31 protein-coding genes and 1 tRNA gene are annotated in these 25691 nt (G+C 72.5%); 7 read left to right on the top strand and 25 right to left on the bottom strand.

Annotation, left to right across the window (positions count from 1 at the left end; genetic code table 11):
- Positions 1-45: 45 nt before the first annotated feature.
- Positions 46-1227 (bottom strand): multiprotein-bridging factor 1 family protein, encoded by a 1182-nt coding sequence (locus tag EAO77_RS02765; protein WP_147986540.1) that lies wholly within the window; start codon positions 1225-1227, stop codon positions 46-48.
- Positions 1228-1345: 118 nt separating this feature from the next.
- Here EAO77_RS02765 and EAO77_RS02760 point away from each other — a divergent pair, with 118 nt between their 5' ends.
- Positions 1346-1873 (top strand): flavoprotein, encoded by a 528-nt coding sequence (locus EAO77_RS02760; RefSeq protein ID WP_147986539.1) that lies wholly within the window; start codon positions 1346-1348, stop codon positions 1871-1873.
- Between the two features lie 48 nt (positions 1874-1921).
- Here the strand turns inward: EAO77_RS02760 and EAO77_RS02755 are convergent, their stop codons facing one another.
- The 22 genes from EAO77_RS02755 to EAO77_RS02645 form a co-directional block, all read right to left on the bottom strand.
- Positions 1922-2584: a collagen-like protein gene (locus EAO77_RS02755; protein ID WP_147986538.1), complete on the bottom strand. Its 663-nt coding sequence runs from the start codon at positions 2582-2584 to the stop codon at positions 1922-1924.
- Complete coding sequence (locus tag EAO77_RS02750) at positions 2581-2913, bottom strand: hypothetical protein (RefSeq protein WP_147986537.1); 333 nt, start codon at positions 2911-2913, stop codon at positions 2581-2583. The genes EAO77_RS02755 and EAO77_RS02750 overlap by 4 nt, the downstream gene beginning before the upstream one ends.
- A 68-nt stretch (positions 2914-2981) precedes the next feature.
- Positions 2982-3164 (bottom strand): hypothetical protein, encoded by a 183-nt coding sequence (locus EAO77_RS02745; protein WP_147986536.1) that lies wholly within the window; start codon positions 3162-3164, stop codon positions 2982-2984.
- Between the two features lie 47 nt (positions 3165-3211).
- The gene (locus EAO77_RS02740) at positions 3212-3517 is read right to left on the bottom strand and encodes a hypothetical protein (protein ID WP_147986535.1); all 306 of its coding nucleotides are present in this window, start codon (positions 3515-3517) and stop codon (positions 3212-3214) included.
- A complete protein-coding gene (locus tag EAO77_RS02735) occupies positions 3517-4392 on the bottom strand; it encodes a peptidoglycan-binding protein (protein WP_147986534.1) in 876 nt (291 codons plus the stop codon). Before EAO77_RS02735 ends, EAO77_RS02740 begins: the two co-directional genes overlap by 1 nt.
- Before the next feature lie 64 nt (positions 4393-4456).
- Positions 4457-4711, bottom strand: coding sequence for a hypothetical protein (locus EAO77_RS02730; protein ID WP_147986533.1), 255 nt, complete (start codon positions 4709-4711; stop codon positions 4457-4459).
- Complete coding sequence (locus EAO77_RS02725) at positions 4708-5442, bottom strand: hypothetical protein (protein WP_147986532.1); 735 nt, start codon at positions 5440-5442, stop codon at positions 4708-4710. Before EAO77_RS02725 ends, EAO77_RS02730 begins: the two co-directional genes overlap by 4 nt.
- The gene (locus EAO77_RS02720; protein WP_147986531.1) at positions 5443-6528 is read right to left on the bottom strand and encodes a hypothetical protein; all 1086 of its coding nucleotides are present in this window, start codon (positions 6526-6528) and stop codon (positions 5443-5445) included.
- Positions 6518-7501 carry a hypothetical protein gene (locus tag EAO77_RS02715; RefSeq protein ID WP_147986530.1) on the bottom strand — a complete coding sequence of 328 codons (984 nt, stop codon included), beginning with the start codon at positions 7499-7501 and terminating at the stop codon, positions 6518-6520. The genes EAO77_RS02720 and EAO77_RS02715 overlap by 11 nt, the downstream gene beginning before the upstream one ends.
- Before the next feature lie 25 nt (positions 7502-7526).
- On the bottom strand, positions 7527-8387 hold the full coding sequence (locus tag EAO77_RS02710) for a phage distal tail protein (RefSeq protein WP_147986529.1): 861 nt from the start codon (positions 8385-8387) through the stop codon (positions 7527-7529).
- Between the two features lie 16 nt (positions 8388-8403).
- A complete protein-coding gene (locus tag EAO77_RS02705; protein ID WP_147986528.1) occupies positions 8404-9243 on the bottom strand; it encodes a hypothetical protein in 840 nt (279 codons plus the stop codon).
- Between the two features lie 728 nt (positions 9244-9971).
- A complete protein-coding gene (locus EAO77_RS02700) occupies positions 9972-10688 on the bottom strand; it encodes a hypothetical protein (protein WP_147986527.1) in 717 nt (238 codons plus the stop codon).
- A gap of 17 nt (positions 10689-10705) precedes the next feature.
- The gene (locus EAO77_RS02695; protein ID WP_147986526.1) at positions 10706-11143 is read right to left on the bottom strand and encodes a hypothetical protein; all 438 of its coding nucleotides are present in this window, start codon (positions 11141-11143) and stop codon (positions 10706-10708) included.
- Between the two features lie 394 nt (positions 11144-11537).
- Complete coding sequence (locus tag EAO77_RS02685) at positions 11538-11738, bottom strand: hypothetical protein (protein ID WP_147986524.1); 201 nt, start codon at positions 11736-11738, stop codon at positions 11538-11540.
- Positions 11735-12106: a hypothetical protein gene (locus tag EAO77_RS02680; RefSeq protein WP_147986523.1), complete on the bottom strand. Its 372-nt coding sequence runs from the start codon at positions 12104-12106 to the stop codon at positions 11735-11737. Before EAO77_RS02680 ends, EAO77_RS02685 begins: the two co-directional genes overlap by 4 nt.
- Positions 12103-12384 carry a hypothetical protein gene (locus tag EAO77_RS02675; protein ID WP_147986522.1) on the bottom strand — a complete coding sequence of 94 codons (282 nt, stop codon included), beginning with the start codon at positions 12382-12384 and terminating at the stop codon, positions 12103-12105. Before EAO77_RS02675 ends, EAO77_RS02680 begins: the two co-directional genes overlap by 4 nt.
- Complete coding sequence (locus tag EAO77_RS02670; RefSeq protein ID WP_147986521.1) at positions 12381-13109, bottom strand: hypothetical protein; 729 nt, start codon at positions 13107-13109, stop codon at positions 12381-12383. Before EAO77_RS02670 ends, EAO77_RS02675 begins: the two co-directional genes overlap by 4 nt.
- A gap of 20 nt (positions 13110-13129) precedes the next feature.
- Entirely contained in the window at positions 13130-13573 is a 444-nt protein-coding gene (locus tag EAO77_RS02665; protein WP_147986520.1) for a phiSA1p31-related protein, read from the bottom strand.
- A complete protein-coding gene (locus EAO77_RS02660; RefSeq protein WP_147986519.1) occupies positions 13570-13833 on the bottom strand; it encodes a hypothetical protein in 264 nt (87 codons plus the stop codon). The genes EAO77_RS02665 and EAO77_RS02660 overlap by 4 nt, the downstream gene beginning before the upstream one ends.
- Positions 13830-14321, bottom strand: a complete 492-nt coding sequence (locus EAO77_RS02655) for a hypothetical protein (RefSeq protein WP_147986518.1) — start codon at positions 14319-14321, stop codon at positions 13830-13832. Before EAO77_RS02655 ends, EAO77_RS02660 begins: the two co-directional genes overlap by 4 nt.
- A complete protein-coding gene (locus tag EAO77_RS02650) occupies positions 14321-14749 on the bottom strand; it encodes a cobalt-precorrin-5B (C(1))-methyltransferase (protein WP_147986517.1) in 429 nt (142 codons plus the stop codon). The genes EAO77_RS02655 and EAO77_RS02650 overlap by 1 nt, the downstream gene beginning before the upstream one ends.
- 77 nt (positions 14750-14826) lie before the next feature.
- Complete coding sequence (locus tag EAO77_RS02645) at positions 14827-15093, bottom strand: hypothetical protein (protein ID WP_147986516.1); 267 nt, start codon at positions 15091-15093, stop codon at positions 14827-14829.
- Between the two features lie 527 nt (positions 15094-15620).
- On the opposite strand from EAO77_RS02645, the gene EAO77_RS02640 reads away from it, so the two are divergent.
- On the top strand, positions 15621-16031 hold the full coding sequence (locus EAO77_RS02640; protein WP_147986515.1) for a hypothetical protein: 411 nt from the start codon (positions 15621-15623) through the stop codon (positions 16029-16031).
- Between the two features lie 430 nt (positions 16032-16461).
- Here EAO77_RS02640 and EAO77_RS02635 read toward each other — a convergent pair whose 3' ends face one another.
- Both EAO77_RS02635 and EAO77_RS02630 read right to left on the bottom strand, forming a co-directional pair.
- The gene (locus tag EAO77_RS02635; RefSeq protein ID WP_261993776.1) at positions 16462-17445 is read right to left on the bottom strand and encodes a tyrosine-type recombinase/integrase; all 984 of its coding nucleotides are present in this window, start codon (positions 17443-17445) and stop codon (positions 16462-16464) included.
- 186 nt (positions 17446-17631) lie between these two features.
- A tRNA-Arg gene (locus tag EAO77_RS02630) sits at positions 17632-17704 on the bottom strand.
- A gap of 305 nt (positions 17705-18009) precedes the next feature.
- Between EAO77_RS02630 and EAO77_RS02625 the strand changes: the two genes are divergently transcribed.
- From EAO77_RS02625 to ettA, 5 genes are all read left to right on the top strand, one after another.
- On the top strand, positions 18010-19635 hold the full coding sequence (locus EAO77_RS02625; RefSeq protein WP_147986514.1) for a dynamin family protein: 1626 nt from the start codon (positions 18010-18012) through the stop codon (positions 19633-19635).
- Positions 19636-19642: 7 nt separating this feature from the next.
- A complete protein-coding gene (locus tag EAO77_RS02620; protein WP_147986513.1) occupies positions 19643-21484 on the top strand; it encodes a YfjP family GTPase in 1842 nt (613 codons plus the stop codon).
- 213 nt (positions 21485-21697) lie between these two features.
- Positions 21698-22150, top strand: a complete 453-nt coding sequence (locus EAO77_RS02615; RefSeq protein ID WP_147986512.1) for a single-stranded DNA-binding protein — start codon at positions 21698-21700, stop codon at positions 22148-22150.
- Between the two features lie 280 nt (positions 22151-22430).
- Positions 22431-23855 (top strand): LAETG motif-containing sortase-dependent surface protein, encoded by a 1425-nt coding sequence (locus EAO77_RS02610; protein ID WP_147986511.1) that lies wholly within the window; start codon positions 22431-22433, stop codon positions 23853-23855.
- Between the two features lie 168 nt (positions 23856-24023).
- The gene (gene ettA / locus EAO77_RS02605) at positions 24024-25688 is read left to right on the top strand and encodes an energy-dependent translational throttle protein EttA (RefSeq protein WP_147986510.1); all 1665 of its coding nucleotides are present in this window, start codon (positions 24024-24026) and stop codon (positions 25686-25688) included.
- The last annotated feature ends 3 nt before the right edge of the window (positions 25689-25691 follow it).

The raw sequence follows: 25691 nt of genomic DNA, 5'->3' as shown, positions 1-25691 counted from the left end.
GGGTGTCCCGCGCGGACACCCTCAGGACTCACAGATTTGTGAGTGCTATAGGCCCACCCAGTGGGCCATGCCGGTCAGGGAGTCGCGGCTGCGCCGGGCGGTGTGCAGGAGTCCGGTGATCGCCTCGCGGGTGCCGGGGTGGTACCGGGTCTGCTCGGGCGCGGCCCGGCGGGCGTCGACCAGGTGCCGCAGCGCGGTGTCCGGGTGCCCGGTCTCCATCTCCACCACGGCGCGGTCGACGAGGTACCGGGCGCGCCGGGAGGTGAGTGTCGCCGGCGGGAGGGTGATGGCCCGGGCCTGGGTGAGCGCCTGGTCGTACTGGCGCATGCGGAGGCTGGCGCCCATCTCGTGAAGGTCGGTGTTGATGTGGCCGAACGACAGCCAGTGCACTTCGCCGGCCTCGCCGCCGACCCTCTCGGCAAGGGCGCGGGCCTCGGCGATGTGCTCGGCGACGGCCGCGGCGTCGCCGGCGCGGGCTGCGACGGCCGAGGCTCCGAGGTGGAGTTGCCCGGCGACGGCCAGGGCCTCGCGCGACGTCTCGCCGTGGAGCAGCTGCTGCCCGGCGTGGACCAGGCGGCGGCCGAGCTCGGCGTCCACGCCGTCCCGGTGGCCGAGCGCGCGCTTGTACTGCCGGACCGCGGCGAGGCACGGATCGGACGCGCGGCCGGCGGCCCACCCCATGCGGTCGAGCGCCACGGTCGCGAGGTCCGGGTACCCGAGTTTCAAGGCGACGTCGGACGTCGTCCGGTACGCCGAGGCGAGCGCCTGCCAGGCCCCCGTCGAGGGCGACGTCTGCACCCGGTGCGTCAGGGCGGTGATGAGCGTCGGCAGGGCCGAAGCGGCCTGCCGCAGGTGAGTGGCGCGCACCGCGCGGCACAGGCGGTCAGCCTCGGCCGTGAGGTCGGCCAGCGGTGTGCTGTGCTCGCCCTCCGGCTCGAGGTCCCACAGGTCGAGGCACTCGCGCATCGGCCGCACCAGTGCGGCGAGCCGGGTCTGTTGGATATCGGTCACGGTGGCTGGTCCTGTGAGGTCTGCGACGTCGACACGTAACGCGGCTGCGACCGCTGCCACGAACTCCGGCCGCGGCCGCCGGGCGCCGCACTCCACTTGATTCAGCAGGCTGAGGCTGTACGGCAGCCGCTGGGCCAGCTGCCTCTGCGTGAGGTGGGCAAGCTTCCGTTGCCGCCGAATTCGCGCACCCGTGTGCTCGTCGTCTGGAGAGGGCATACTGGGGCTCCGTTCCTGACTCGTCATCCGGGACGTTACCCGCGCCAGACGCGCGAGGACCCCAACCGCCCCCAATCCCACCGGGATCGGGGGCGGTTGCATGTGATCCGATAGGCGCATGGACACGAGGACCCTGTATCTGTTCTGCGCAGCAGCGCCCCCCGTCTACCACGTTGCCGGCGCCATCGAGGACGCGCAGGAGCGCGGCTGGGACGTCTGCCTCGGCCTCACCCCCACCGCCGCCGGGTGGCTCGAGCACAGCCTCACCGGCCTGCAGACGCTCACCGGACACCCGGTCCGCTCCGCCTACCGCGCCCCCGGCGAGGGCGACCCCTGGCCGCCCGCTGATGCCATCGCTTTCACCCCGATCACGGCGAACTCGCTGAACGCCTGGGCGCTCGGGCTCACCCCGACCTGGCCCGTCGGCGTGGCCGTGGAGGCCATCGGCAAGCGCCTCCCCACGGTGACGATGCCGTGCGTCAACCAGGCCCTCGCCGCCCACCCGCAGCTGGACCGGTCCGTGGAGACGCTGCGCAGCGCGGGCGTCACGGTGCTGTACGGGGCGGGCGGCTGGGTGCCCAACCCGCCTGGGCAGGGGCGGCCGGAGGAGTACCCGTGGCACCTGGTCCTGGACGCCCTGCCGTAGAACGCAAAGAGCGCCCCGCCACCGGCCGGAGCCGGGGCGGGGGCGTTTTCACGGGTACTGCCTGCGGGTCGGATCGAGGCCCAGGACGGCGGACGGACCGGTCGGTGACGGGCTGGGCGAGGGCGCCCCTGTCCGCCTGCAGGCGAGGGAGTCCGGATCGCTCGGTAGGGGCTGCAGGCTGTACCCGGCCGGGCAGGTCTGGCCGTCGCGGCCGGGCTCGCCTGCGGCGCCGGGCGGCCCGGCGGGGCCAGCAGGCCCAGGCTCGCCCTGCGGCCCGGGCGGCCCCGCCTCACCGGCCGCGCCATCGGCGCCCGATGGGCCCGGGCTGCCGACCCCGGACGGGCCGGGGCTCCCCTCCGCCCCCGGCACGCCCTGCTCCCCGCGCGGCCCGGCGGGACCGGCCGGCCCCGGTATCGGTACCGGGACGGTCTCCCGGTCCGCCAGGTCGTCGACCGCGTCCTCGGGCGCCGGCGCTCGAGGAGTCTCTCCTGTGCCGAGGATCTGCGCCCGCAGTACGCGGACGTCCCCCGCCAGGGTGCTGACCGCGTCGCCGCGGCGGTTGGCCTCGGCGACGGCCTGGCGGCGCTGCTCTGCCTCGCCGTCGATACGCAGCCAGACGAGGACGACGGCCCCGGAGAGCACCAGGAGCACTGCGGACAGGGCCAGCGTTCGCCACTGGCGGGCGAGTAGTTGAGGCCTGCGGTGCGTCACGATGGTGTCCCTCCGAGGGCTGCTATCTGGGCGAGCAGCCGCTCGCGCTGGGCGGTCAGCTCAGTGATCTGGGCGAGGAGCGAGGTCTTTTCGGCGCGCTCGCCTGCGAGGGTGGCGTACGCCTCGGCGAGGAGCCGCTCCTTCTCTGCGAGCTCGCGGCCGAGCTTGTCGCGCTCCTCCTGCAGCTGGTCGACGAGGGTCATCGCCCCGGTCATCACCGCACCGCCGTGGTTGGCCCTCGCGTTGATCCGGGCCCCGATGATGGCGGCGACTCCGGAGACGAGGCCGACGGCCAGGGCGGACACGGCGCTGATGACGATGGGGTCCACCCGAGGTACCTCCTGTGCTGGTGCGGCGGAGCGTGCGCGGCGGCCGGGGCCCGGCCGCCGCGCGTAAATCAGGAGCCCGCACGGGGGCGGTTCGGCACCGCGTACGTGATGCCCCACGCGCCGAGGACGGCCAGGACGATCGTCACGCCCTCCCCGGTCGTGAGCACTTGGTCCTGCACGGCGGTCACCGCGGCGGTGGCGCCGGCCGCGACCCCGGCCACGAGCGACTTCGCAACGCTGCTGATCTTCATCGTTCTCTCTCTTCTTGTTGGCCCCGGACACACGCCGGGGTGACGGGCTATGCGCTGGTCCACTGGCCGCCGCGGACCCAGCCGTGGGTTCCGCAGCAGGACCAGAGCAGGGACGGCTCGAGGTGGAGGGGGTCGCGCGAGACGACGGTGTGCGCGGGGGTGCCCGCGGCCCGCCAGCCCCCGGAGACGGTGAGCTCGGCCGGCAGGCCAGCCACGGCGCTGCACCAGTGCCAGAACGTGGGGGTGGACTGACCCCCGATCCAGCCGTAGTAGATGTCATCGGTGAGCCGGGTCAGCCCGGTCATCTCCATGCCGGGCCAGTCCGTCGGCGGGACGTCGCGGCGATGCCCCATCAGACGTTGGGCACCTTCAGCTTGTCCCAGCTCGTCTTGCCGGGGATGCCGTCGGCGTCGCTGCCCGAGTAGCCCAGCTTGCGCTGCCAGGCCGCGTAGGACCGGCGGTCGGCCTCCGACCAGGACGGCCCGGGCCCGACCTGGTAGCGGCCGCAGCCCTCGGCCACCAGCCGCTTGCCCATCGCCGTGACGACCGCGCTCCGCCTGCCCGCGGCGAAGAACGCCGCGCCGGGGAACGGCTCGTAGCGCGGCGGCGCCGCGGGCGCCGGCGCACCAGCCGGGGTGCCGCCGAGGCGCTGCCGGATCCGGTCGCGCATCGCGTCCATCGTGAAGCCACGCGGATCGACCTTGCCCGGCTGCCACTCCAGGTGGCCGATCACCGAGCGCTGCGACCAGCCGTGCGCCCGGCAGATCGCGGCGGACGCCTTCTCGATGGCCTCCAGCTGTGCCTCCGGCCAAGGGTCCTTGCCGTCGCCAAGGTTGACGGCCTCGAAGCCGTAGTAGTGCCGGTTGCCGTCGGTGTTGGCCTCGTCGTCGGCGGGGAGCGCGCGCTCGTCGACGACGGCCCGCAGCACGTCGTCGTCGCCGAGGCCGGCGTGGTTGGCCCGCCCGTTGCCGACCAGGTACACGGTGCCGTCCTTGGCGATCACGCCGTGGCACAGTGGTCCGGGCAGGCTGGAGTGCCCGTTGTAGCAGAGCTCCACGGACGAGGCGGTGCCGGACGTGACGGTGTGATGGATCATCACGCCTTCCACCGGGCCCCAGGGGCCTTTGTGGTTGCGGCTGTTCGTGCGCCACGAGCGGTGTTCGACGACGCGCAGGCCCTCGGCGCGAAGGGCCTGCAGGAGTCTGTCCGCGGACAGGGGTGTGGCCATGGTGTGCTCCAGATGTGCGGACGGCCCCGCCGGTGGCGGGGCCGTCGTGGGGAGGGGAGAGAGGTCAGGAGACCTCGGGCTGCGGGACCAGGAGCTCGGCGGTCAGCAGGGTCATGTCGTGACCGCAGCGGCCGCACACGACGCGCGTGCGGATCGGGGCGCCGTCGTTGGAGTAGAACGGCTCACAGAGGAACACCTGCTCGTAGTTAACGCAGTCCTCGTTCTCGTCCCGGGCGGTGACCCGGTAGTACAGGTAGGGCTGCCAGACGATCGGCTGCGGCTCGGAGGGAACGTCATCGGTTCTGTCGACCTTGATCATTGGCCTATCACCATCCAGTAGAGGGCGGTTGCGGTGGTGTTCGCGCGGGTGACCCAGAGGGTGAACCCGCCTGATGTGACGTTGGTGGCGCCGACGCCGGTAACGCCGGCGCCGCCGGGGACGGCGGTCGCCGCGGTGACGTACGCGCGGAGGTTGCTGCCCCGGACGTTGAGGCCGGTCACCATGAAGGAGGTCGGGATGTTCGCCGCGCTCGGCGTGACGGTGGTGGTGCCCACCGCGATGCTGCCGGCGGTGAGCACGCCGCCGACGGCGACCTTGTCGGTGACGAGGTCGATGAGGCTGTCCCCGGACCCGGGCGCGGTGCCGGAGTACATGACCATGAGGCTGCTGGCGGCGCTCTCGCGGCTGCCGGAGGACAGGTAGAGCTCGAGGCGGTCGCCGAGGTCGGCGAAGGCGACGCGGCCCTCGTCCTGGCGGCGCATGCCCTCGATCCCGAAGGCAAGGTCCCCGGCGGCGAGGGCGGCGTAGAACTGCCGCTCTGAGCGCTCCTCATACGCGGCGACCGCGGCCCGGCTGCCGCCGAATGAGCTGGTCATCTCGGTGAGGACGTTGCCCTGCGCGTCGACCAGGCGCAGGGCGCCGTCGACGTCGAGGGAGGTGTGGCGGGCGCGGCGGGCGGCGCGCAGCTCGCGGAGCTCGCGTTCGAGGGCGGCGACGCGTCGGTTGAGGTCGGTCGGGCCGCCGGGGAGCTGGTGGGCGGGGGTGGGCATCTAGTCCTCCTGAACGAGGATGGGGCGGACGCGGTCCGCTCCGGGGTCGAGCTCCCAGGACCAGGCGCGGGCGACGACGTCCACGCCGTTCGGGTGCCGGGGCGAGGCCGTGACGGAGATGCGGACGGTGTGGCCGAGCGCCCAGTCCCGGCCGATACGCGGGGCGGCGGAGGCGACGGCGTCCACGGTCCAGACCTGGGCGCCGGTGCCCATGAGGGCGAGGGCCTGGGCGGCGTGACGGGTGAGCTGGTCGGGGTCGGTGACCCCGGTGGCCGGGGTGAACCGGTAGACATGGCGCGGCCAGCCGAGCGCCTCGAGCTGGTCGGCGACCTGCGGCACGCTGGTGAGCCGTGACGTTCCCTCACCCTCGCCGCGCGCCTGCGTGACGGTGGCGCCCTTCCCGGCCTCGTACGACTCGGCGAGCGCGTACGACGTGATGCAGCCGGGGAAATCGAACGTCCCCTCCGGACTCACCGCTTGGGATCCGATGCGGGGGGCGATCCGCAGCGGCAGGTCGAACCCGCTCCGGTCGCCCTTCCATGCGACGTCGACGGTGAACTCCGGGCCGCCGTCGAGGCCCATGAGCTCCTGGAGCGCGGACAGGGCGGTGCGGTCGTCGCCGTCGAGAACGATCCAGTCCATGAGGGTGCCGGTCGCCGTGGTGTCGAGGACGAACGGCGGGCCCTGCGTGAGCGCCGGCGTCGCCGCGGCGGCGGCCGCGTCCGCCTGGTCCTGCTGGACGATCGTCACGTCCCCGGTGTACCGCCGCTCCAGGTAGGCCTCCGGGGTCGCGGCGCCCAGGCTCACGGTCTGGGCGCTGCCGCCGCCGCGGGTGAGGACGATGCCGGGCCACACGGGGGTGTCGGTGGCCCGGTCGACGGCGACCAGGAGGCTGCGGCCCGGGGCGGTGGCGGCCTCCCAGTCCGCCGGCGCACCGCCGAGGGCGAGCTCGAAGCTCGTCGACGTGTGCGCGCCGAGGCGGCGGGAGAGGACCCCGGTGGGGCGCAGGGCGGGGAGGTCCTCGACGATGCGGCCGGTGCGCAGGTCGCAGCCGTACCAGTCGAGCTCGACCGGCTTAGAGGTCATATTCGCATCCGTCGAAGCAGAACCACGTCGTCTGCCCGGGGGCCACCGAGCCGTAGACGGTGGCCGTGCCGTTGGAGGCGACCTCGACGCGGGTGCTGCCGGCCGTCGACGCGTTGTAGTTCCGGGCCACGGTGATGGTGCGCAGCTGTCCGGACGGCGGCCGGAACTGGGCGGGGAACGTGGCGAACACCTGGGCGGTGGTGACGTCGGCGGTGCAGCCGACGGAGCCGCGGAGCTTGACCATGGTCACGCCGTCGTCGACGACCAGGCGGGCGCCGAGCGGGGACAGGGATCCGAACGGCGTGGTGAACCCTGCCGCGACGCTGAGGTTGGTCCACGGGGTGGTGCGGACCTTCGCGTACGTGTCGACGGATGCGCCGTTCCAGACCTTGAGGTCGGTGCCGTCGTGCCAGGCCTGCCCGGCGTACGGGGACGAGGGTGTCGACGTCTGCCCGGGCAGGATGCCGCCCGGGGCCACGGTGACCGGGCGGACCGCGGTGGAGACGGCCGGGGAGCCGCCGCCGGAGGCGGGCACGCTGATCGTGGCGAGCGGCATGTAGATGACCGTCCCGGCCGGGACCGGCGCGGCCGGCGTCGACGAGGCGGTCCCGGCGAGATACACGACGTCGCCCTGCCGCAGGCCGGAGGCGTCGACGTCGGTGTCCCACACGCGCAGATACACGAGGTCGATCCTCGGCAGCGTGGCGTGCGCGGCCGCGACCGAGCCGGGCGAGGCGGAGGCCGGCAGAGCGACGCGGTAGACGCCCTGCCCGGGCCAGGCGATCGCCGCGACCCCCGCGGACACGTTGATCGTCGATCCGGCCAGGGACACGGTCAGGCCCGGGTCGCCGGGCCGCACGCCGCTGCGGCCGCCGCCCGCCGCGGCGTTGCCCATCAGCAGCAGGGAGTCCGCCCGGCGGAGCTCCGGCCCGTCGTAGGCCACGGTGTTCATCCATGTCGGGTCCGTGGGCATCAACGGCTCCTCTCACATCGGGGGGTTACATCCATGCCGACCGCCAGGTGACGGTGAGCTGTGCGCCGGGCGCGTAGACGTCGGCGGTGAACTGGAAACGGACGGTCTGACGCGGCGGGATCTCCGGCCACTGGGCGGTCAGGAACCGCCTGCGGCTGGCGGTGCCGTTGAGGGTCACGGACTTGGCGTCGACGTCGATGACGAGCTGGTCCCCGGCGCCGAGCGTCTCCGCGTACAGCAGCGCGCGCACCGCGGCGTCCTCGTACTGGGCGTAGACGCGGGGGGCGGCCACCGGCCCGTCGATCCGCAGGACCGGGCGGGTGGCGAGGTCGCCCGAGTTGTAGGCCGACACCTCCCCGGACACCGTGGTCGCCGCCAGGGTCAGCGGCGGCGTTGCCGGCAGCGTCAGCCCGCCGGTCGACGAGGCGAGCGGCGTGCTTCCGGACTGCTCCTCGGTGGCGTACCGGCGCGGGTCGGCGGCCGTCACCATCAGGCTGTACGTCGCGATCCGGTCGGTGGTGTACTCCATGACCGGCCGGCCGCTGCGGCGCACGACGGCCTGGCGGGGGATGTGCTCGCGCACGACCAGGAGGACGTCCTCGAGCGCGGCCGCCGCCCGCGCCCGGTCCATCGCGTCCTCCAGCGCGGCCCGGTCCGGGGCCACGATCGTCCCGGTGAGCGAGACGGGCCGCTCGGCGAGGTAGCCGGGCGTGTGCCAGGCCCCGTGATCGCCCTCGCGCTGCTGCAGCTCGGCGCGGAGCTCCGGCGAGTCCCAGCCCTGCATCCCCTGCAGGAACCAGGCCACCCCGTTCGCGTCGACCGCACCGAGCGGCAGCTCGCCCAGGTCCGCCCGCATGCCGCCCAGGTCCGTACCCGGCAGATACATCCGGCGGCCCCCTTTCTCAGGTGAGGAGTTCCATGTGACGGACCACGTCGCGCGCCTGCTCCGCCGTGGTCTGGCGGGCGCCGTTGAGGGTGACCGAGTAATGCCGGTCGCCCTCCCGCACGCTCGTGGCGCCTGCGCCCCGGGCGGGCCCGTAGCGGGCCGCCGGGGTGAGGCTGTAGCCCATGAGCTGTGCAGTGGCGGACAGCAGCCCACGCGAGCGCGGGGAGCCGTTGACGGGGATCCACGATTCGACGTCGCCGGCCTCCGCCGCGAGGACGGCGGTGGGCCGGGTGAGGATCCCGCCCCGAGCCATCGCCACCCCACCGCCCTGCTGCGCCCACTGCCGCAGAAAGTGCGCCTTGTTCTCCTCCGGCAGGGCCTGAATCTGCCCGAGCATCCGGGGCACCAGGGCCCGGATCGTGCCCGGGTCGAGGCCTGCGGCGACCAGCTCGGCATACCCGCGGCCCGGGCCGCCACGCAGCGTGGACAGCAGCACCAGGGACGCGGCCAGGTCCTCGCCCGTGAGCGTCGCCCGGTTGGACTGGACGGCCTTGTTGGCCGCGTCCCGCTCCCGGGCGCCGCCGGTCACCGCGCCCCGCGCGAGCTGCATCGCGGTGGCGTCGCCCTGCGCCGCGAGCGCCATGGCGAGGTCGCCGTAGCCCATCGCGGCGAGCTGCTGCAGGTCCGCCGAGAACTGCTGCTGCCCCTTGTTCACCCCGGTGAGCTGCTGGGTGAAATCGGCGAGCGTGGCCTTGGCCATGTCGCCGGTCTTCTTGAGCTTGGCGACGATGTCCTTGAACTGCTGATCGGAGGCGTTGGCGAGGGACTGGACGAGGCCGTACCCGGCCTCTCCCATCTGCTCGAGCATCTGTGCAGCGGGCTGGGGTTGGCCTCATAGGCATGGCGGCCGCGCGGGCCCTGGCGGTGGTGGACGGTGATCCAGCCGGTGGCGGCGAGCTCGTCCAGGAGCCGGGCCGTCTGCCGCTCGGTGAGCGTCTCGCCCTGGTGGTCACCGGACTCGTGGCGCAGGTGGTCGGCGAGCTCCCGCACGGTCAGCGGCATGCGCCGGGCCTGCGCGTAGGCGATCGCCCCGTACAGGCGCAGCAGGCGGGGCCGCAGGACGTCCGCGGCCCGGACCGGGATCCACACGAACAGCTCGCCGGCGTCCGTCTCGACGGGGCGGACGGTGCGGTGGGCGGACTCGCCGGTGCCGTCCCGCATGGTCTTGCGGGTGGTGAGGACCTCGGTGATGCCGTCGACCGGGTCGGGGTTCTGCAGGTCGCGCAGGCCTCGCTCGATCTCCGAGGCGGACGTCCCGAGCCATCCGGCGATCGTGACGACCTTGGCGCGGCAGCCGGCGGGCCTGAGGGCGAGTGCTGCGATCTTGATGTAGGTGCGCAGGGCCGCGTCGCGGTACTGCGCACCTACAACCAGGCGCAGGGGCACACAGATACGCAAGCCGCCGCCGGCGCGCGGGCGTGCCCCGGCGGCCGCGGGCGCGGCTGCGTGGGGGCGCGCCGAGGCAGCACCGGTGGGTGCTGCGTGCGCGACGGCGGCGGACATGGCGTGGTCTCCCGGGGTGGGTCAGGCGGTGGTGGTGTCGGCCGCCGCGGCTGCGCGGGCGAGGGCAAGCTGCCGTTCGCGTTCGCGGCGGGGGCCGTTGAGGACGAAGCTGACGGCCTTCTGCGCGGCGAGGCCGTAGGCGAACGCGGCGTCTGCCATGCCGTCCGCCTCGGCACCGGCGCGGAACATCTCGGCAGCCTCGGGTTCGGTGACGTAGTCGGCGCCGGCCAGGTCCTCGGCGTACCGCTCCGCGTCCATGCAGGTGGCCAGGCGCTCGTACGCGGCCGCCAAGGCGGTGGCCTCGGAGTAGCGGTCCAGCGTCGGCAGGGTCACCGCGCGGTGGACCAGGTCGCCGTTTTCGTCGCGGAGGAACTCCACGACCGGCGGGGTGTCGCCGTCGAGGACGGCGTTGACGGCCCACACCGCGCCGGTCGCGTAGAGCAGGGCGGCGTCCTGGTACCGGCGGTCCATGCCCCGGGCGATGTCGCCGTATTGCCGGTGCAGCGCGAACACAGCCTGCTGGTGCGGTTCGCGCCGGCGGGTCTGCGAGTCGCCCCGGTCGCCGATCAGGCGGACGGCGTCGACCTGGCCCTCGTGGATCTGCCGGCGGTCGATCTCCACGGACTGCAGGGCGACGTGGGCGGCGCGGGCGGCGGTCTGGTACTCGTGCGCCGCGGCGTACAGGGACCACACGGAGTCGTGCAGCGAGTCGGTCCAGTGCTGGGTGGGCGTGGGCATGTCGGTGGTCTCCTGGGCTACTTGGTGAGGCCGGGCAGGTACCGGGCGGGGATGCGGAGCAGCAGGTCGCACCGGTCGTAGGAGCGGGAGTTGGGGCCGGGGGCGCGCCGGATCTGGAGCCAGAGCCGCTTGCGCATGAGGCTGAGTGCGCCGTCGATCTGGTAGCGGGCGAGGCCGGTGGCCGTCATGAGGCCGGCGGCGCGGGGCTGGCGGTGGGGCGGGATCTGCCCGGAGTCGGGGTCGGCCAGCTCGGCGAGCGCGGCGCCGACCAGGCGCACGGACCGGCCCATCGAGGAGCTGTCCATGCCCCGGTACCAGACAGCGAGGAATGCGCCGTCGGGGAGGCTGCTGAGCGTCTCGATCAGAGCGTCGGACGCCAGCGGCGCGGGGGCCGGCCGCTGGGCGAGGTCACGCGGGGTCGGGGCCGGGCTCCGTCGCGCGGGTGCAGTCGTCATGGGTGTCCTCCTGGTGCTCGAGGTCGCGGTTGAGGTAGTTGCCGGGGGGCCAGCCGGGGCCGGGCGGAATCTCCGGCAGGCCGCGGCGGGCGCGTGGGGTGTGAAGGGCGCAGAACCAACCCGCGGGGAACAGCCGGGGCGGGGCGGCGTCATGCGGACGGGCCGGGCTCCCGCACCGCGGGGCACCGTCCGGCTCGCCGGTCACCGTCGTGTCGGGGCGGGGCGGCGGCCACACATCTCGCACCGCACCCGGCCCCGGGGGCCGGGGTGGTGAAGAGCGGGCAGGTGCGGGCACCACCGGCGCCGGGCGAGAGCCCGCACCGTGTGCACGGCCCAGACCGGACCGCCGATGGCGGCGGCGACAGCGAGGACCAGGAGCAGGAACAGGACGGTGTCAGGCACGAGGACCTCCCAGTAGGACGACCACGGCCGTGACGACCACTGCCTGCTGGCGCACCGCCCGCCGGACGGCCACGACCAGGCGCACGGTGGCGTGCGCGACGGCGGGGGCAGTGCGGAAGACCACGATCAGCCCGAGGCCCCAGGCGCCGGCGGAGATGGCCACCGGCCAAAGGACGCTGTCGGTCGTGGTCACGGAGTCACCCCCGCCAGGTCGAGGACGGCCGAGTGCCAGCCGTCCGGGAGCTGCTGGCGCAGGGTCAGGGTGAGCCAGACGGGCCGGTGCACGTGGCCGTGCGGGCCGCGGTTGAGTGCCCGTTCCCACCCGGTCACGGAGATGTGCCGACCGGCGGCGCCGGAACGCAGGCGGCGCGGGCCGATGACTGCGACGTGCGCCCACTCCCGGACGTCCGGGCCTGTCTCGGTCCGCCTGAGTGTGATCTCGACACGCTCCGGGATCACGGCCCGCCTGTCGGGGCCCTGCAGGTCGGGCGCCGTCGGAATGGGGACGGCGATGGTGATGTGCGTGACCCGGTCGAACCGGGGCGGCAGCAGAAGAGTCACCGGACTCGCCTCCCCGGCCGGGGATGGGCGGGGGCGAGGAACGCCCGGAGCCGGGCCGAGGACACCAGGGCACAGGGCGTCGGGTCGACGAGCGTGTACGGGATCGGCTCCTCGTCCAGCGGGCGCGTGTACGGCACCGCGACGCCGAGGACGGCGGCGACCTGCTGCCACGCCTCCCGCGCGCCCGGGTCCGTGATGTCCTCGGTCGGGAGCAGCAGGAGCAGGGCCTGCTCTTGGTCCTCGAGCTCGGCCAGGCGGGCCGAGGGGGCCGGGCTCACCAGGTGGCCTCGGTGTCGTAGGTGGACTGGACGTCCACCGGGGCGACCAGGTAGCCGGTTGGCGTCTCGGTGTCGTCGATCCGGGCGACCAGCTCGCGCGGCTGATCGTCCGGCGCGTCCTCGTCGGTGTCCCAGCGCCACAGCAGCGCGGTGCCGGCGGGGTGTTCGGCGGACAGCTCGGCCTCGCAGTGTTCCTGCGCGGCGGCCGGGTCGTCGTAGGTGCCGAGCGGGGTCGGCTGGTCGACGTGCCGGGCGACCCAGACGCGGGCGACGGGCCGCAGCCAGTCGGCGAGCCGGGCCCGGGTCTCGGGGTCGAGGACCAGGGCGACGGCGCGCCCGTCCTCGGCGATCGCGCCGATGGTGAGGAGCTGCCCCTCCTCCGGCGCGGGTTGCAGGACGACGTCGAACCGCGAGACGACCAGCGGAGTGGACTCGCCCGTGTGCGACACGCTGTCGCGGGTGTCCTTCTCTGCGGCGGTCTTCTCAGCCGTGCGACCGACACGGGTCGCGGCGTCCAGCACTCCGATTTCCCAGTCCGCGCCCGGGGCGGGGGTGAACCACTGGGGCAGGTGGGTGAGGTCGGTGGCCGCGTCGGCGAGCGCCGTTGCGGCCGCCTCCCGCCGGGCGCCGGCCAATGCGGCGGAGACGCGCGGTTCCAGGGCCAGCGCGATACCCATCGCGGTCCGCCGGTTCGCGACCAGGGCGGCCTGCACGTCCTGGGACATGAGGCGGAGAAGGTCCAACTTCACTGGGCACCCCCACGGCGCAGACGGGCGAGGAACTGGGCGAACATGCCCGGCGACGGCACAGGGTCGGCGGGCTTCGGCTCCGCGACGACAGCGGCGACGGCGGTCGCTGCCGGGGACTTGAGGACGGGCTTGACCGGGAGCGGCGGACGGACCTGTTCGTCGCCCTTGTACGGCGCGTGGAGCACGGCGGCGGCCTGGTCCGTGGTCGCGGGGCGGGGGGCCGGTGTCAACGGGCCGCGCCACAGGTACAGCTCGTCCAGCGGGTACAGCTCCGTGGGGGCGTCCGTGCCGATCTGCCGCATCGTCGGGACGCCGGCGTCGGTGTGCTTCTCGGTCCAGCGCCAGCGGCCGCCGAGGAAGTCGAGCCAGTCCCGGGTGAGGTCGATCTCCGTGCCCGGGTGAATGCCCGGCACTGCGTCGAGGAGGAAGGTCGTCCTCACCGGCTGCCTCCTGTCCGGTAGTCGCGGCCGCGGAGGTCGGGGTCAATGTCGAGGAAGTCGTGCCAGTCCGCGAAGTGCTCCGCCGTCGGTGCCTCGCCGCGGGCGGCGAGGTGCTGCTCGGCGTGCGCGCGGAGCTCGGCGAGCTCGGCCTCGAGCTGCTCGCGCTGCCGGGCGACGAGGCCGGCCATTTGCTCGGTGAGCCGGGCCGGGGGCACGTCCCACTCGGCGGGTGTGCGGGGCGGGATACCGATAGTCGTCACGACTCACCGCCGTGGGACTCGGTCACGTCGGCCGTCGGGGACGCCAGCGTGTCGTCGGACTGGGTGGGGCAGCCCCATGCGTGGCGGTTGAAGCGCTTCGGGCAGCCGCAGGGGTGGCAGGGGTCCGTGGCCTCGGCGGGTTGCGTGCTGGTGAGGTGCCCGGCCTTCACGGCGACGCCACGCACGATCGCGTCCGCCTCGTACCAGTGCGCGCCCTCGCCGAACAGACAGGAGATGAGGCGGGGTTCGGCACCGAAGCAGGTGGCGAACTCGCGGACCACCTCGGCGCCACAGGTCATGGTGACGCGGACGGTGCCGTCCTGGTCGGTGCTGAGGCTGATGTTGCTCGGGGTGCCGCCCTGCAGCGCGCCGAGGACGTCCTCGACGGCGGCGGTGGCGTGCATCATCCGGTCGCGCTGGGCGGGGTTGTGGCGTACGTCGCTGGTCTGCACTGTGAGCGCGGCGGCGGGGGTGGTCGGCGTCGTCATCACGCGGTCACCTCGGCCTCGTCCGCCGGCGTCTCGGCCAGGGCAGCGGACCACTCGGCGGGGCCGTAGTAGTTGGTGCACGATCCGATCTCCACCTGGACGCCGTCCCGCTCGGTGGAGCCTGCGTAGTGGCGGGATCCGCCGTCGATGACTGCGGTCGGGACGTCCTTTCGGGTCAGCGTGACTCCCAGGTGTGCGGCCCAGGCGCGGGCGACGTCGGGGTCGCCGGCGCGCAGCCGGATGCACGGGGGGTAGTCGCTGTATCCCACCTGCGTCTGGATGCGCGTCAGGTCGGGCAGGTCGTCGCCGGCGTCGGCGAGGAGCTGGGTGAGAACGCGGCTGATGGCGGCCGCGTCGCGGTGCATGCGGCCGAGCGCGTCGATCGCGAGAGCGGCCGTACGGCCGGAGTCGCTAGGGTTGGTGCTCAACGGTGAGCCTCGTTTCTGTGTGTGAGGTGGAGCCGAGGGGTCGTTCCGGATGCCGGTCCGGGCGGCCCCGTTGTTTTTCAGGCCGTGGCGACGCTGGCCTTGCGGGCGCGGCGAGATGCGGCGGCCTTGAGCTGCATCGCCGTGTAGTGCGCCCGCTTGAGCTGCTCCGCTACGCGAGCGATCTGCTCGTCCGTGGCCGTGGGGTGCATCTCGCGGGCCCGCTTCTCAAACCGGCCGAGCGCCGCGGACCTGGCCTTCGCCGTCCTCGACGCGGGGTCGAGCGTGTTCGCCCAGCTCGTGTGCGCGGCGAGTCGGGCGCGCAGCGTGCGGGTCGTGGGGTCCATGGGGGGTGGTCCTCCGTTCATTCCCATCCCCGAATGAGGATGGAGTGGCCGAAAAAAGAGCAGCCCGTGTGGACTGGACTGCAGTGGCGATCGCGTTGGCATGGGCTCCGCCTATGCCGGCCCGCTCGCCGGTAATGAGCTTCTGGATCTTGCTGTACGACACCCCCACTTCGTCGGCAAGGGTGCGGACGCTCCATACCTGGCCGCCGGGGAGGGGGTACTTCATCAGCCGCTGCAGCAGGGCCCCGTCGTGCAGGTGGTATCTGGCGTCGGGCACGCGGCTTCCTCCGGTTGTTCATCCCCATTCGAGGATGGGGACAGCTAAGCATAGAGCTAATCGCGTGTCCACCACCCATGCATGCGTCCCCTATGTGTACACACGCCGCGCTGTTTTGAGCCTTACTTTGCAGGCCACGTAGGCAACCCTGAGTCGAAGTGTGGACAATGGTCTTGCGCGCGCGTGGTACCCCGCCACTGGGTGGACTGCCGGTTCATCCTGGCCACGCCGCAGACCAGGAGACCCGCCCGTGACCAGTCGGGACACCGAGACGCTCGCTGAGCTCATGAGCGCGAGGGCCGGCCAGCGCGGCAGCGGCTTGCCCACCTGGGAGCAGGTCTCCGAGCGGGCCGTGGACCCGGACTCCGGTTACCGCCCGAGCGCGAACCTCCTGTGGAAGGTTGCGTCCGGTCAGGATGTGAAGGTCAACCCCCCGCTCATGCGCGCCATCGCTGCGGGCTTTTCCTTGCCGCTCGAGCGGGTTCAGGCGGCTGCCGCTCGCCAGTTCCTCGGGTGGCAGATCGGTGACCCCTTCTCCACCCCCGCCGGCGACACGGATGCTGTGGTCCGGGTGGCCCACCGTGCCGGTGCGGAAGGTGAGGGCATGCCGGCGACACGAGCCTTCATCGAGCAGGCCCGGAAGCGCGATCAGGGCGACTGATCGAACACGTTTGCTTCAAGGCAAAAATGTTTCATGTTCACTCCTTCAGGTGACGCCACTATTGCGGCCCCTGCGCGTAGAGTGATCGGACCTCGTGCAGATCGAACGTACGTGCGATAACTCATGTCTGTGCGCGTGCGGGAATGGGGGTCGAGTGACAGAGGTACCGCGGATCCGCGTCCAGGCCGTCGACCTGCACGGAGAGTGCCCCGTCGCCCTGTATGACAGTCGACGGCACGTAGAGGTTGCAATCGACTTCGGCGCCAAGCCCGAAGAGATCGTGAGCGCCCTCACCGACTTGTTCCAAGAGTCGGTCGACACCGGCCGGTGGTCGCGAAGCGAACACAGCCGGGCGTATGACAGCACCACAGAACCGGCCGCCCCCCATCCGGAGAGCGGCCGCGATCACTGAGTCCCCGCGGGGGACCGGCTACGTCAGCCGGTCCCCCGGGCTCAACCTCTTGTGCGCCAGCCGTGCACGCTCCGCTCCCGCGGAGGCCGCGTAGCGGGACAGCATCGTCCGGGAACGCCATCCGGTGATCCGCATGAGGTCATCCTCCGAGCCGTCCTGCAGCTTCCACAGATGCGCGAACGTGTGCCTGAACTGGTGCGGGTGGACATGTGGGATGCCGGCCTCCTTGCAGCGGTTCTCGATCATCGTCCCCACCCCCCAGATCGTCAGCCGGCAGCCACGCTTCACGCTCCACCACAGGGCGTCCTCGTCCTCGAGCGCCCGCCCGCGGTGCTTGCCGAGCGCCCGGAGGTATCGGTCGAGCGCCTGGGCCGTACTCCGCCCGAACGGCACCGACCGCTCCCGGTCGCCCTTGCCGACGACGTGGAACACCATGAGATCCAAGTCAAGGTGCTTCACTCGCCGTTCGGTGAGCTCCGAGAGGCGGACCCCGGTGTCGAGGAAAAGCATGATGATCGCGGTGTCTCGACGCTCCTTGTACCCGGTCCCCTTGCATGCGGCGAGCAGTCGCTTGAGGGAGTCGTCCGGGATGATCGGTACCTCGACCTCCGGCACGGTCGGAGCCTTGAGCGTCCGCATGGGGGAGCGGTTCAACTCCTCCTCGTCGACCAGCCAGTTGAAGAATGTTTTCAACGACCTGAAGTGCTGGTGAGCGTTCCCGGCGGACGTGCGCTGCAGGAGGTCCGCGATGTACGCCTCTACGTGCTCGCGGTGGATGTCGTCGAGCGAGGCCGGCGCCGGGCGTCCGCCCTCTGCCGCGGGCTCGTACTCCTCGAGCAGGTAGGCGGCGAACGACTCTCCGGCGCGCCGGTAGATCCGCTGCGTGTTCTCCGAGAGGTTGCGGGCGCGGAGAGAGCGGATCCATGACGCGACGTCTGGCCGGAGGTTGACGCAGGGCGGACGGCCGGCGGACTCCAGGAATGTGGTTGTGACGGCGGGCAACGTGACCTCCCGTTCCCATTCGGGTACGCGAATGGGTCTCGCCCCCGGGTTGGCTGTAAGGGTCCGGGGGGTGTGATCCGACGGTACGCCCGATATGGTTCACGGGCTAGGCGCTTGGCTAATTCGCTCTGTGCTAGCGGCCGATACAAAAGATGACCAGCGTTTCCGCTGGTCATCCTGTGCTTGCGCCCCCGGCAGGACTCGAACCTGCGGCCAAGCGCTTAGAAGGCGCCTGCTCTATCCACTGAGCTACGGGGGCCGGATGCGGCCTGGAGCCCCTCTCGGGCGTCCGCGGCCTTGCCGGGCACAAGGATAGGGCTCCCTTGCCCTCGGCCCGGCTGCTTCACCTGCGTGGCACGATGTGGAGGTTCGGTGAAGCGAACCGATAATCGCAGGCAGGTGCGATTCGTGCATCGCTTTTGACGCCTCGCGCGGCGGGTGTTGTGCACTCGTTATGCCTGGGTCCCACTCGCCCCTTCTGTCCCATCTGTCTGATCGGCGCGCAGAGATGTCCATACGCTTCAAAAAGGCTCCAAAATTGGGCATTCTTCGCATGTGGTGACCTTGGATGCACGGCCTCAGCTGATCGACGCACTCTCCGCCCTGCGCGACCGTGTCGCCGCCGTGCGTCTGCCGCTTCCGCTGCGGGGCGCCTCCCGCGCCCGGCAGACGCGCACAGAACTCCTCGCGCAGCTCGACGACTACCTCGTGCCGCGCCTCAAGGACCCCGACGCACCGCTGCTCGCGGTCATCGGCGGCTCCACGGGCGCGGGCAAGTCCACGCTCGTCAACTCCCTTGTGGGCAGGCGCGTCAGCGAGGCCGGCGTGCTGCGGCCCACCACGCGCACACCCGTGCTGGTGTGCCATCCCGACGACCACCACTGGTTCGCCGGGATGCGCGTGCTGCCGCACCTGACCCGGGTCTGGATGCCCCCGCAGGACGAGACCGACCCCGAGGACGAACTCCTCGCGCGCAAGGGCTCCGGGCGCCGCAGAGGCGGAGCGGACGAGAAGTCGCTGCGGATCGAGACGGCCTCGACCCTGCCGCGCGGCCTCGCGCTCCTCGACGCACCGGACATCGACTCGTTGGTCGTGGAGAACCGCCGGCTCGCCGCCGAGCTGATCTGCGCGGCCGACGTGTGGGTGATGGTCACGACCGCCTCGCGCTACGCCGACGCGGTGCCGTGGCATCTGCTGCGCACCGCGAAGGAGTACGACGCCACCCTCGTCAGCGTGCTCGACCGGGTGCCCCACCAGGTCGTCGACGAGGTGTCGCGGCAGTACGCGGCCCTGCTCACCAAGGCGGGCCTAGGCCATGTGCCCCGCTTCACCGTGCCCGAACTGCCCGAGTCCGCGGGCGGCGGCAACGGTCTGCTGCCGACCACCGCCGTCGCCCCGCTGCTCGCCTGGCTCGCCCACCGGGCGCAGGACCCCGCGGCGCGCCAGCAGGCGCTGGGACGCACCGCGGGCGGCGTCCTCGACTCGCTCGGATCGCGGATGCCGGAGCTGGCGAGCGCGGTGGCCGCGCAGTACGCGGCCGCCGTGCGGCTCACCGGCGCCGTCGAGGAGGCGTACGCCGCACAGCGCGAACGGGTCCGCGGGCGGCTGCGCGCGGGGGCCGTGCTGGCCGGGGACGCCCGCACCCGCTGGCGCGGCTACCCCCGCGACAGCTCGGCCGCCGAACTCCTCGACGCCCTCGTCGCCAGTCTGTCCGCGCTGCTGCAGTGCGCCGTCGCCGCCGCCGACGAGCAGGTGGCGAACGCCTGGCGGCGCGAACCCGCCGCGGGGGCCTTCGGGCCCGACAGCGGGGCCGACCTGGAGAGCGGCGAGCGGATCGGCATCGCCGTCCGGCGCTGGCGGCGGGTCCTGGAGGAACTCGCCGAGGAGGAGGTCCGCGGCATGGAACGCAACGCGGCCCCCGACGCCGAGACCGTCGCCGCCCTCCTCGCCACCGCCCTGCTCGGCGGCCGGCGCGCCCGCGGCGCGGGCGAGCGGCTGGCCGAACGCATCGGAGCCCAGGGTGCGCTGCGGCTGCGGGACAAGGGCGGCGAGCTCGTGACCACCACCATCGACGACGTGCTGCACGGCGAACGGGACCGCAGGCTCGCCCCCCTCGACGCGCTCGAGGTGACCCCCGAGCCGCAGGCCGAGCTGATCGCCGCGCTGTCCCTACTGCAGAAGGAGAGGTGAGCGCGGGGTGACCGCCATCACCGACGACGCGAACGAGACCGGCGACCGCTGGGACGACGGACTGATCGCCCGCCGCGCCGAGCGGAGGACCTCACCGGACGGCGAGCCCGGCCCGGACGACGACGGCCCGTCCACCGGGGACGACGACGGCCCGCACGGCTCCGCCACCGCCGGCGGGGACGGCGGCGAGGGCGCCGGCGACCCCGGCGCCGACGCGTACGGCGGACCTCTCAAGGACCGGCTCGACGCCCTGCGCGACCTGCTCGGACTCTCCCAGGCCAGACTCGACGGCCGCACCCTCGCGGAGGCCGGGCGGGTGCTGGACGAGGCCGCGGCACGGCGCCGGCTCTCCTCCCGGCACACGGTCGTGGCCATCGCCGGAGCGACGGGGAGCGGCAAGTCGACCCTCTTCAACGCGCTCGCCGGCGTCCGCATCGCCGAGACCGGTCTGCGCAGGCCCACCACGTCGGCCCCCATCGCCTGCACCTGGTCCGAGGGCGCGGCGGGGCTGCTGGACCGGCTCGCGGTGCCCGGACGGCTGCGCCGCCGGCCGCTCGCCGGAGGGGACGGCGACGAGCAGTTGCAGGGGCTGGTCCTCATCGACCTGCCGGACCACGACTCCGCCGTGGTCCGCCACCGCGAACAGGTCGACCGGGTCCTCGCGCTGGTCGACGCCGTCATCTGGGTCGTGGACCCGGAGAAGTACGCCGACGCCGCGCTCCACGAGCGCTATCTGAGGCCGCTCGCCGGGCACGCGGAGGTGACCTTCGTGGTGCTGAACCAGATCGACCGCCTGCCCGGAGACGCCGCCGACCTGGTCCTCGACGACCTGCGGCGGCTCCTCGACGACGACGGCATGGCGGTCGGGGAGCACGGCGAACCCGGCGCGACCGTCCTCTCCCTGTCCGCCCTCACCGGCGAGGGCGTGGGGGAACTGCGCGAGATGGTGGGGACGTTCGTCCAGGAGCGCACCGCGGCGGCGCGCAGGCTCTCCGCGGACGTCGACGCGGCCGCCGCCGCCCTGCGGCCGGTGTACGTGGCCGACGGCCGCACGGGGCTGCACGAACGCGCCCGCGAGGACTTCTCGGCCCGGCTGGCGGACGCCGTCGGTGCCACGGCGGCGGGCGAGGCGGCGGAACGCGCGTGGCGCAGGAACGCCGGACGGGCCTGCGGGACGCCGTGGCTGAGGCTGTGGCGCTGGTACGAGCGCACCCGGATGCCCGGGGCCGCCTCCCTCGAGCCGCCGCCGCCCGCGGAGGACGAACTCACCGCGCGGCAGCGGGTCGAGCAGGCCGTCAGGTCCGTCGCCGACGAGGCCGCGAGCGGTCTGCCCACACCGTGGGCGCAGGCCGTCCGGGAGGCCGCGCAGCGCGGTGCCCGGGGACTGCCCGAGGCGCTGGACGAACTGGCGGTCCGGGAGGCGGAGGCCACCGGCGAGCGTCCCCAGCGGCCGCGGTGGTGGCCCGCCGCCGTCCTGGCCCAGGCGGCCATGACCCTGCTTCAGATCTACGGTGCCCTGTGGCTGGTGGGCCAGATCATCGGGGTGCTGGAACCGGGGATCGTCCCGCCGGTGCTGGTGATGCTCGCCGGGATCGTCGGCGGGCCCCTGGTGGAGTGGGCGTGCGCGGCGGCCGCGAAGGGGCCGGCGAGGCGATACGGACAGGACGTCAGACGGCGTCTGCACGAGGCGGCGGCGGGCTGCGGCCGGGCGAAGGTGCTCGACCCGGTCGCGGCCGAACTCATGCGCTACCGGGAGGTGCGGGAGCGGTACGCGACGGTCTCCGGCCCGGCGAGGCCGGGCGCCGGCCCCGGCGGGACCCGTGCCAGGACCCGCGCCCGGATCGGGTGACGTCCGCTGTGTTCCGGGGTGCGGCTCCGTCAGGGGCCGTGCCCGGAAAGGGTGACGGAGTTGTCCACAACGGGGCCTTCGTCCACAGCGGTCGGCGGGACCTCCGCGTCCCGGCCAGCATGGATCCCGGATTCACCGACGCGCCGCCGGACAGGCGGCACGCGGGCCGGGACCGGCGATGCCAGCCGGTCGGGAGCACGGGAGGCGCACGTCATGAACGACACCTTGGTGACGGTGGTGGGGAATGTCGCCACGAATGTGGAGTACCGGGATACGGCCGCGGGCGGGATGGCGCGATTCCGATTCGCGGTTCAGTCCCGGCGCTGGGACCGTACGAGCGGTAACTGGACGGACGGGCCGACGAACTTCTACACGGTCTTCGCCTGGCGGTCCCTCGCGGCCAATCTCGCCGGCTCCGTTTCCGTCGGCGAACCTCTCGTCGTGCACGGCAGGCTGAAAGTGCGGGAGGAGGACTCCGACGGCCGCCGCCGGACGTACGTCGACATCGACGCGCTCGCCGCCGGCCACGACCTGACGCGGGGCACCGCGGCGTTCCGCCGGGCTTTGCGGGGAGAATCGCAGGTGAGCACCCGTCAGCACGGGCCGGACGGCGCGGAACAGGGGGATCCGGGCGGTGCGCCGAAGCAGACCGCAGCCGCGATGTGACGCAAAGTCGTGGCGATTTGTCGATGCGGTGACGGAGAAACGCGGGGTGAAGGCCGGTTACGGTCCCCGGTGATAACGATTCCGATTCGGAATGGTTGTGTGACGGTATGAAGGGGGACGCGGCATCCCCCCGTCCATAGGATTCCGGCGTGCTCATCGAGCACATGAGAGTGCTGGCGAGACTCTCCCACCACGCATCACACGTGTGCGCATCCGCGCGTCCATGCGAACGTCTCGCCCGGAGGGGAATTCTGTGTTTGCTCTGTTCTCTGCTACCGCCATGACCGGGCGGCGCAATGCGCGCAGGCGGATAGCCGCCGCGGCCGTCGCCACCGGCCTGCTGGCGATGGGCTCCGTCGCGGGCGCCGGCACCGCCGCCGCCGACGAGCCCGGCCAGAACCCGGGGGGTGCCGTCGCCACGCTCGACGGTCTGAAGACCTGGGACGACGCCATCCTGACGTACAAGGACGGCGACGAGACCAAGAAGAAGGAGATCTCGGCCGGTCTCTTCGAGATGACCGTCGACGGGGGTGGCGTCCTGCAGACCTACTGCATCGACATCCACAACCCCACCCAGGACAAGGCGAAGTACCTGGAGACCCCCTGGGGTCAGACCTCGCTCGGCGCCAACAAGGACGCGGGCAAGATCCTCTGGATCCTCCAGAACTCCTACCCGCAGGTGAACGACCTGGCCGCGCTCGCGGACAAGGCCGGCATCAAGGGCAAGCTCTCCAAGAAGACCGCCGCCGCCGGCACCCAGGTCGCGATCTGGCGCTTCTCGGACGGCGCCGAGGTCGAGGCCAAGAGCAAGCAGGCCGAGAAGCTCGCCGACTACCTCCAGGAGAGCGCGCAGAGCCTCCAGGAGCCGAAGACCTCGCTGACCCTGGAGCCCAGCGCGGTCTCCGGCAAGGCGGGCAGCAAGCTCGGCCCCGTCACGGTGCAGACCAACGCCGCCGAGGTCTCGGTGGCCGCCCCCGCCGACGCCGCCGTCTCCGGTGTGAAGATCACCGACAAGGACGGCAAGCCCGTCACCTCCGCGGCCAACGGCACCGAGCTGTGCTTCGACGTGCCCGAGGGCGCGGCCGACGGCTCCGGTTCGCTGACGGTCGAGGCCACCACCTCGGTGCCGGTGGGCCGCGCGTTCGCCAGCGCCAGCAAGAGCCAGACGCAGATCCTGGCCGGTTCCAGCAAGACCACGGTGACCGCCAACGCGACGGCGACCTGGGCCACCAAGGGCGCCATCCCCTCGGTCACGGCCGAGAAGAACTGCGCCAAGGGCGGCGTCGACGTCACCGCCGGCAACGAGGGCGACTCCCCGTTCACCTTCGAGCTCGCGGGCATCAAGCACACCGTCGCGCCGGGCGAGTCGAAGACGGTGACCGTGCCGGTCGCCGAGGACCAGGCGTACGACTTCACCATCACCGGCCCGAACGGCTTCTCCGAGCGCTTCCAGGGTGTTCTCGACTGCGAGACCCAGGGCACCCCGGCACCGGAGACCCCGGAGGAGGAGACCCCGTCCTCCGAGCCGACCCCGGCCTCGGCCGGCGGCTCCTCCGAGGGCACCACGGGCGGCGAGGGCGACCTCGCGGCCACCGGTGGCTCCAGCGCGACCCCGATGATCGCCGGTATCGCGGTCGTCCTCGTCCTCGCGGGCGGCGGCGCGATGTTCGTCCTGCGCAAGAAGAAGGCGGCAGCCGGACAGTAACGGCTCGCTGACCCCACGTCCCGGGCCCGGCACGCAGCGCGTGCCGGGCCCGCGGCGTACCCGGCCGGGCAAGGGTGACGGCCCGGGCGCACCGCGGTTTTCGTCCATGGCGCGGCGTACGGCAAGATGGGTGTATCTGCCCACCCACTGCCTGCCGGACGGTTTCTCTTGGCTGAGTACATCTACACGATGCGCAAGACGCGCAAGGCGCACGGCGACAAGGTCATCCTCGATGACGTGACGCTGAGCTTCCTGCCCGGCGCGAAGATCGGTGTGGTCGGCCCCAACGGTGCCGGTAAGTCCACCGTGCTCAAGATCATGGCCGGTCTGGAGCAGCCGTCCAACGGCGACGCCTTCCTCTCGCCCGGGTACTCCGTGGGCATCCTGCTGCAGGAGCCGCCGCTCGACGAGAGCAAGACCGTCCTGGAGAACGTCCAGCTCGGCGTCTCCGAGGTCAAGGGCAAGCTCGACCGGTTCAACGCCATCGCCGAGGAGATGGCCACGAACTACACGGACGAGCTGATGGAGGAGATGGGCAAGCTCCAGGAGGACCTGGACCACGCCAACGCCTGGGACCTCGACGCCCAGCTCGAGCAGGCCATGGACGCCCTCGGCTGCCCTCCCGGGGACTGGCCCGTCACCAACCTCTCCGGTGGTGAGAAGCGCCGCGTCGCCCTGTGCAAGCTGCTGCTCGAGGCCCCCGACCTGCTGCTCCTCGACGAGCCCACCAACCACCTGGACGCCGAGTCGGTCCAGTGGCTCGAGGCCCACCTCGCCAAGTACGCCGGCACCGTCGTCGCCATCACCCACGACCGGTACTTCCTCGACAACGTCGCGGGCTGGATCCTGGAGCTCGACCGCGGCCGCGCCATCGGCTACGAGGGCAACTACTCCACCTACCTGGAGACCAAGCAGACCCGTCTGAAGGTCGAGGGCCAGAAGGACGCCAAGCGCGCCAAGCGGCTCAAGGAAGAGCTGGAGTGGGTCCGCTCCAACGCGAAGGGCCGCCAGGCCAAGTCCAAGGCCCGTCTCGCGCGGTACGAGGAGATGGCCGCCGAGGCGGACAAGATGCGGAAGCTGGACTTCGAGGAGATCCAGATCCCGCCGGGCCCGCGTCTGGGCTCCGTCGTCGTCGAGGTCACCAACCTCTCCAAGGCGTTCGGCGAGAAGGTCCTCATCGACGACCTGTCGTTCACCCTGCCGCGCAACGGCATCGTGGGCGTCATCGGCCCGAACGGCGCCGGCAAGACCACGCTGTTCAAGATGATCCAGGGCCTGGAGAAGCCGGACTCCGGCACGATCAAGGTCGGCGAGACCGTCAAGATCAGCTACGTCGACCAGAGCCGGGCCAACATCGACCCGAAGAAGACGCTGTGGGCCGTCGTCTCCGACGAGCTCGACTACATCAACGTCGGCCAGGTCGAGATGCCGTCCCGCGCCTACGTCAGCGCCTTCGGCTTCAAGGGCCCGGACCAGCAGAAGCCGGCGGGCATCCTGTCCGGCGGTGAGCGCAACCGCCTCAACCTGGCGCTCACCCTCAAGCAGGGCGGCAACCTGCTGCTCCTCGACGAGCCCACCAACGACCTCGACGTCGAGACGCTCTCCTCCCTGGAGAACGCGCTGCTCGACTTCCCCGGCGCGGCGGTGGTCGTCTCCCACGACCGCTGGTTCCTCGACCGGGTCGCCACGCACATCCTGGCGTACGAGGGCGACTCGAAGTGGTTCTGGTTCGAGGGCAACTTCGAGTCCTACGAGAAGAACAAGATCGAGCGTCTCGGCCCGGACGCGGCCCGGCCGCACCGCGCCACCTACAAGAAGCTCACCCGGGGCTGAGCG

Origin of the sequence: Streptomyces sp. T39 (genome assembly GCF_008042045.1) — a bacterium.
Taxonomy (GTDB): Bacteria; Actinomycetota; Actinomycetes; order Streptomycetales; family Streptomycetaceae; genus Streptomyces.
The sequence above is the reverse complement of the archived record's forward strand: the minus strand, read 5'-3'. Positions and strand labels throughout refer to the sequence as shown.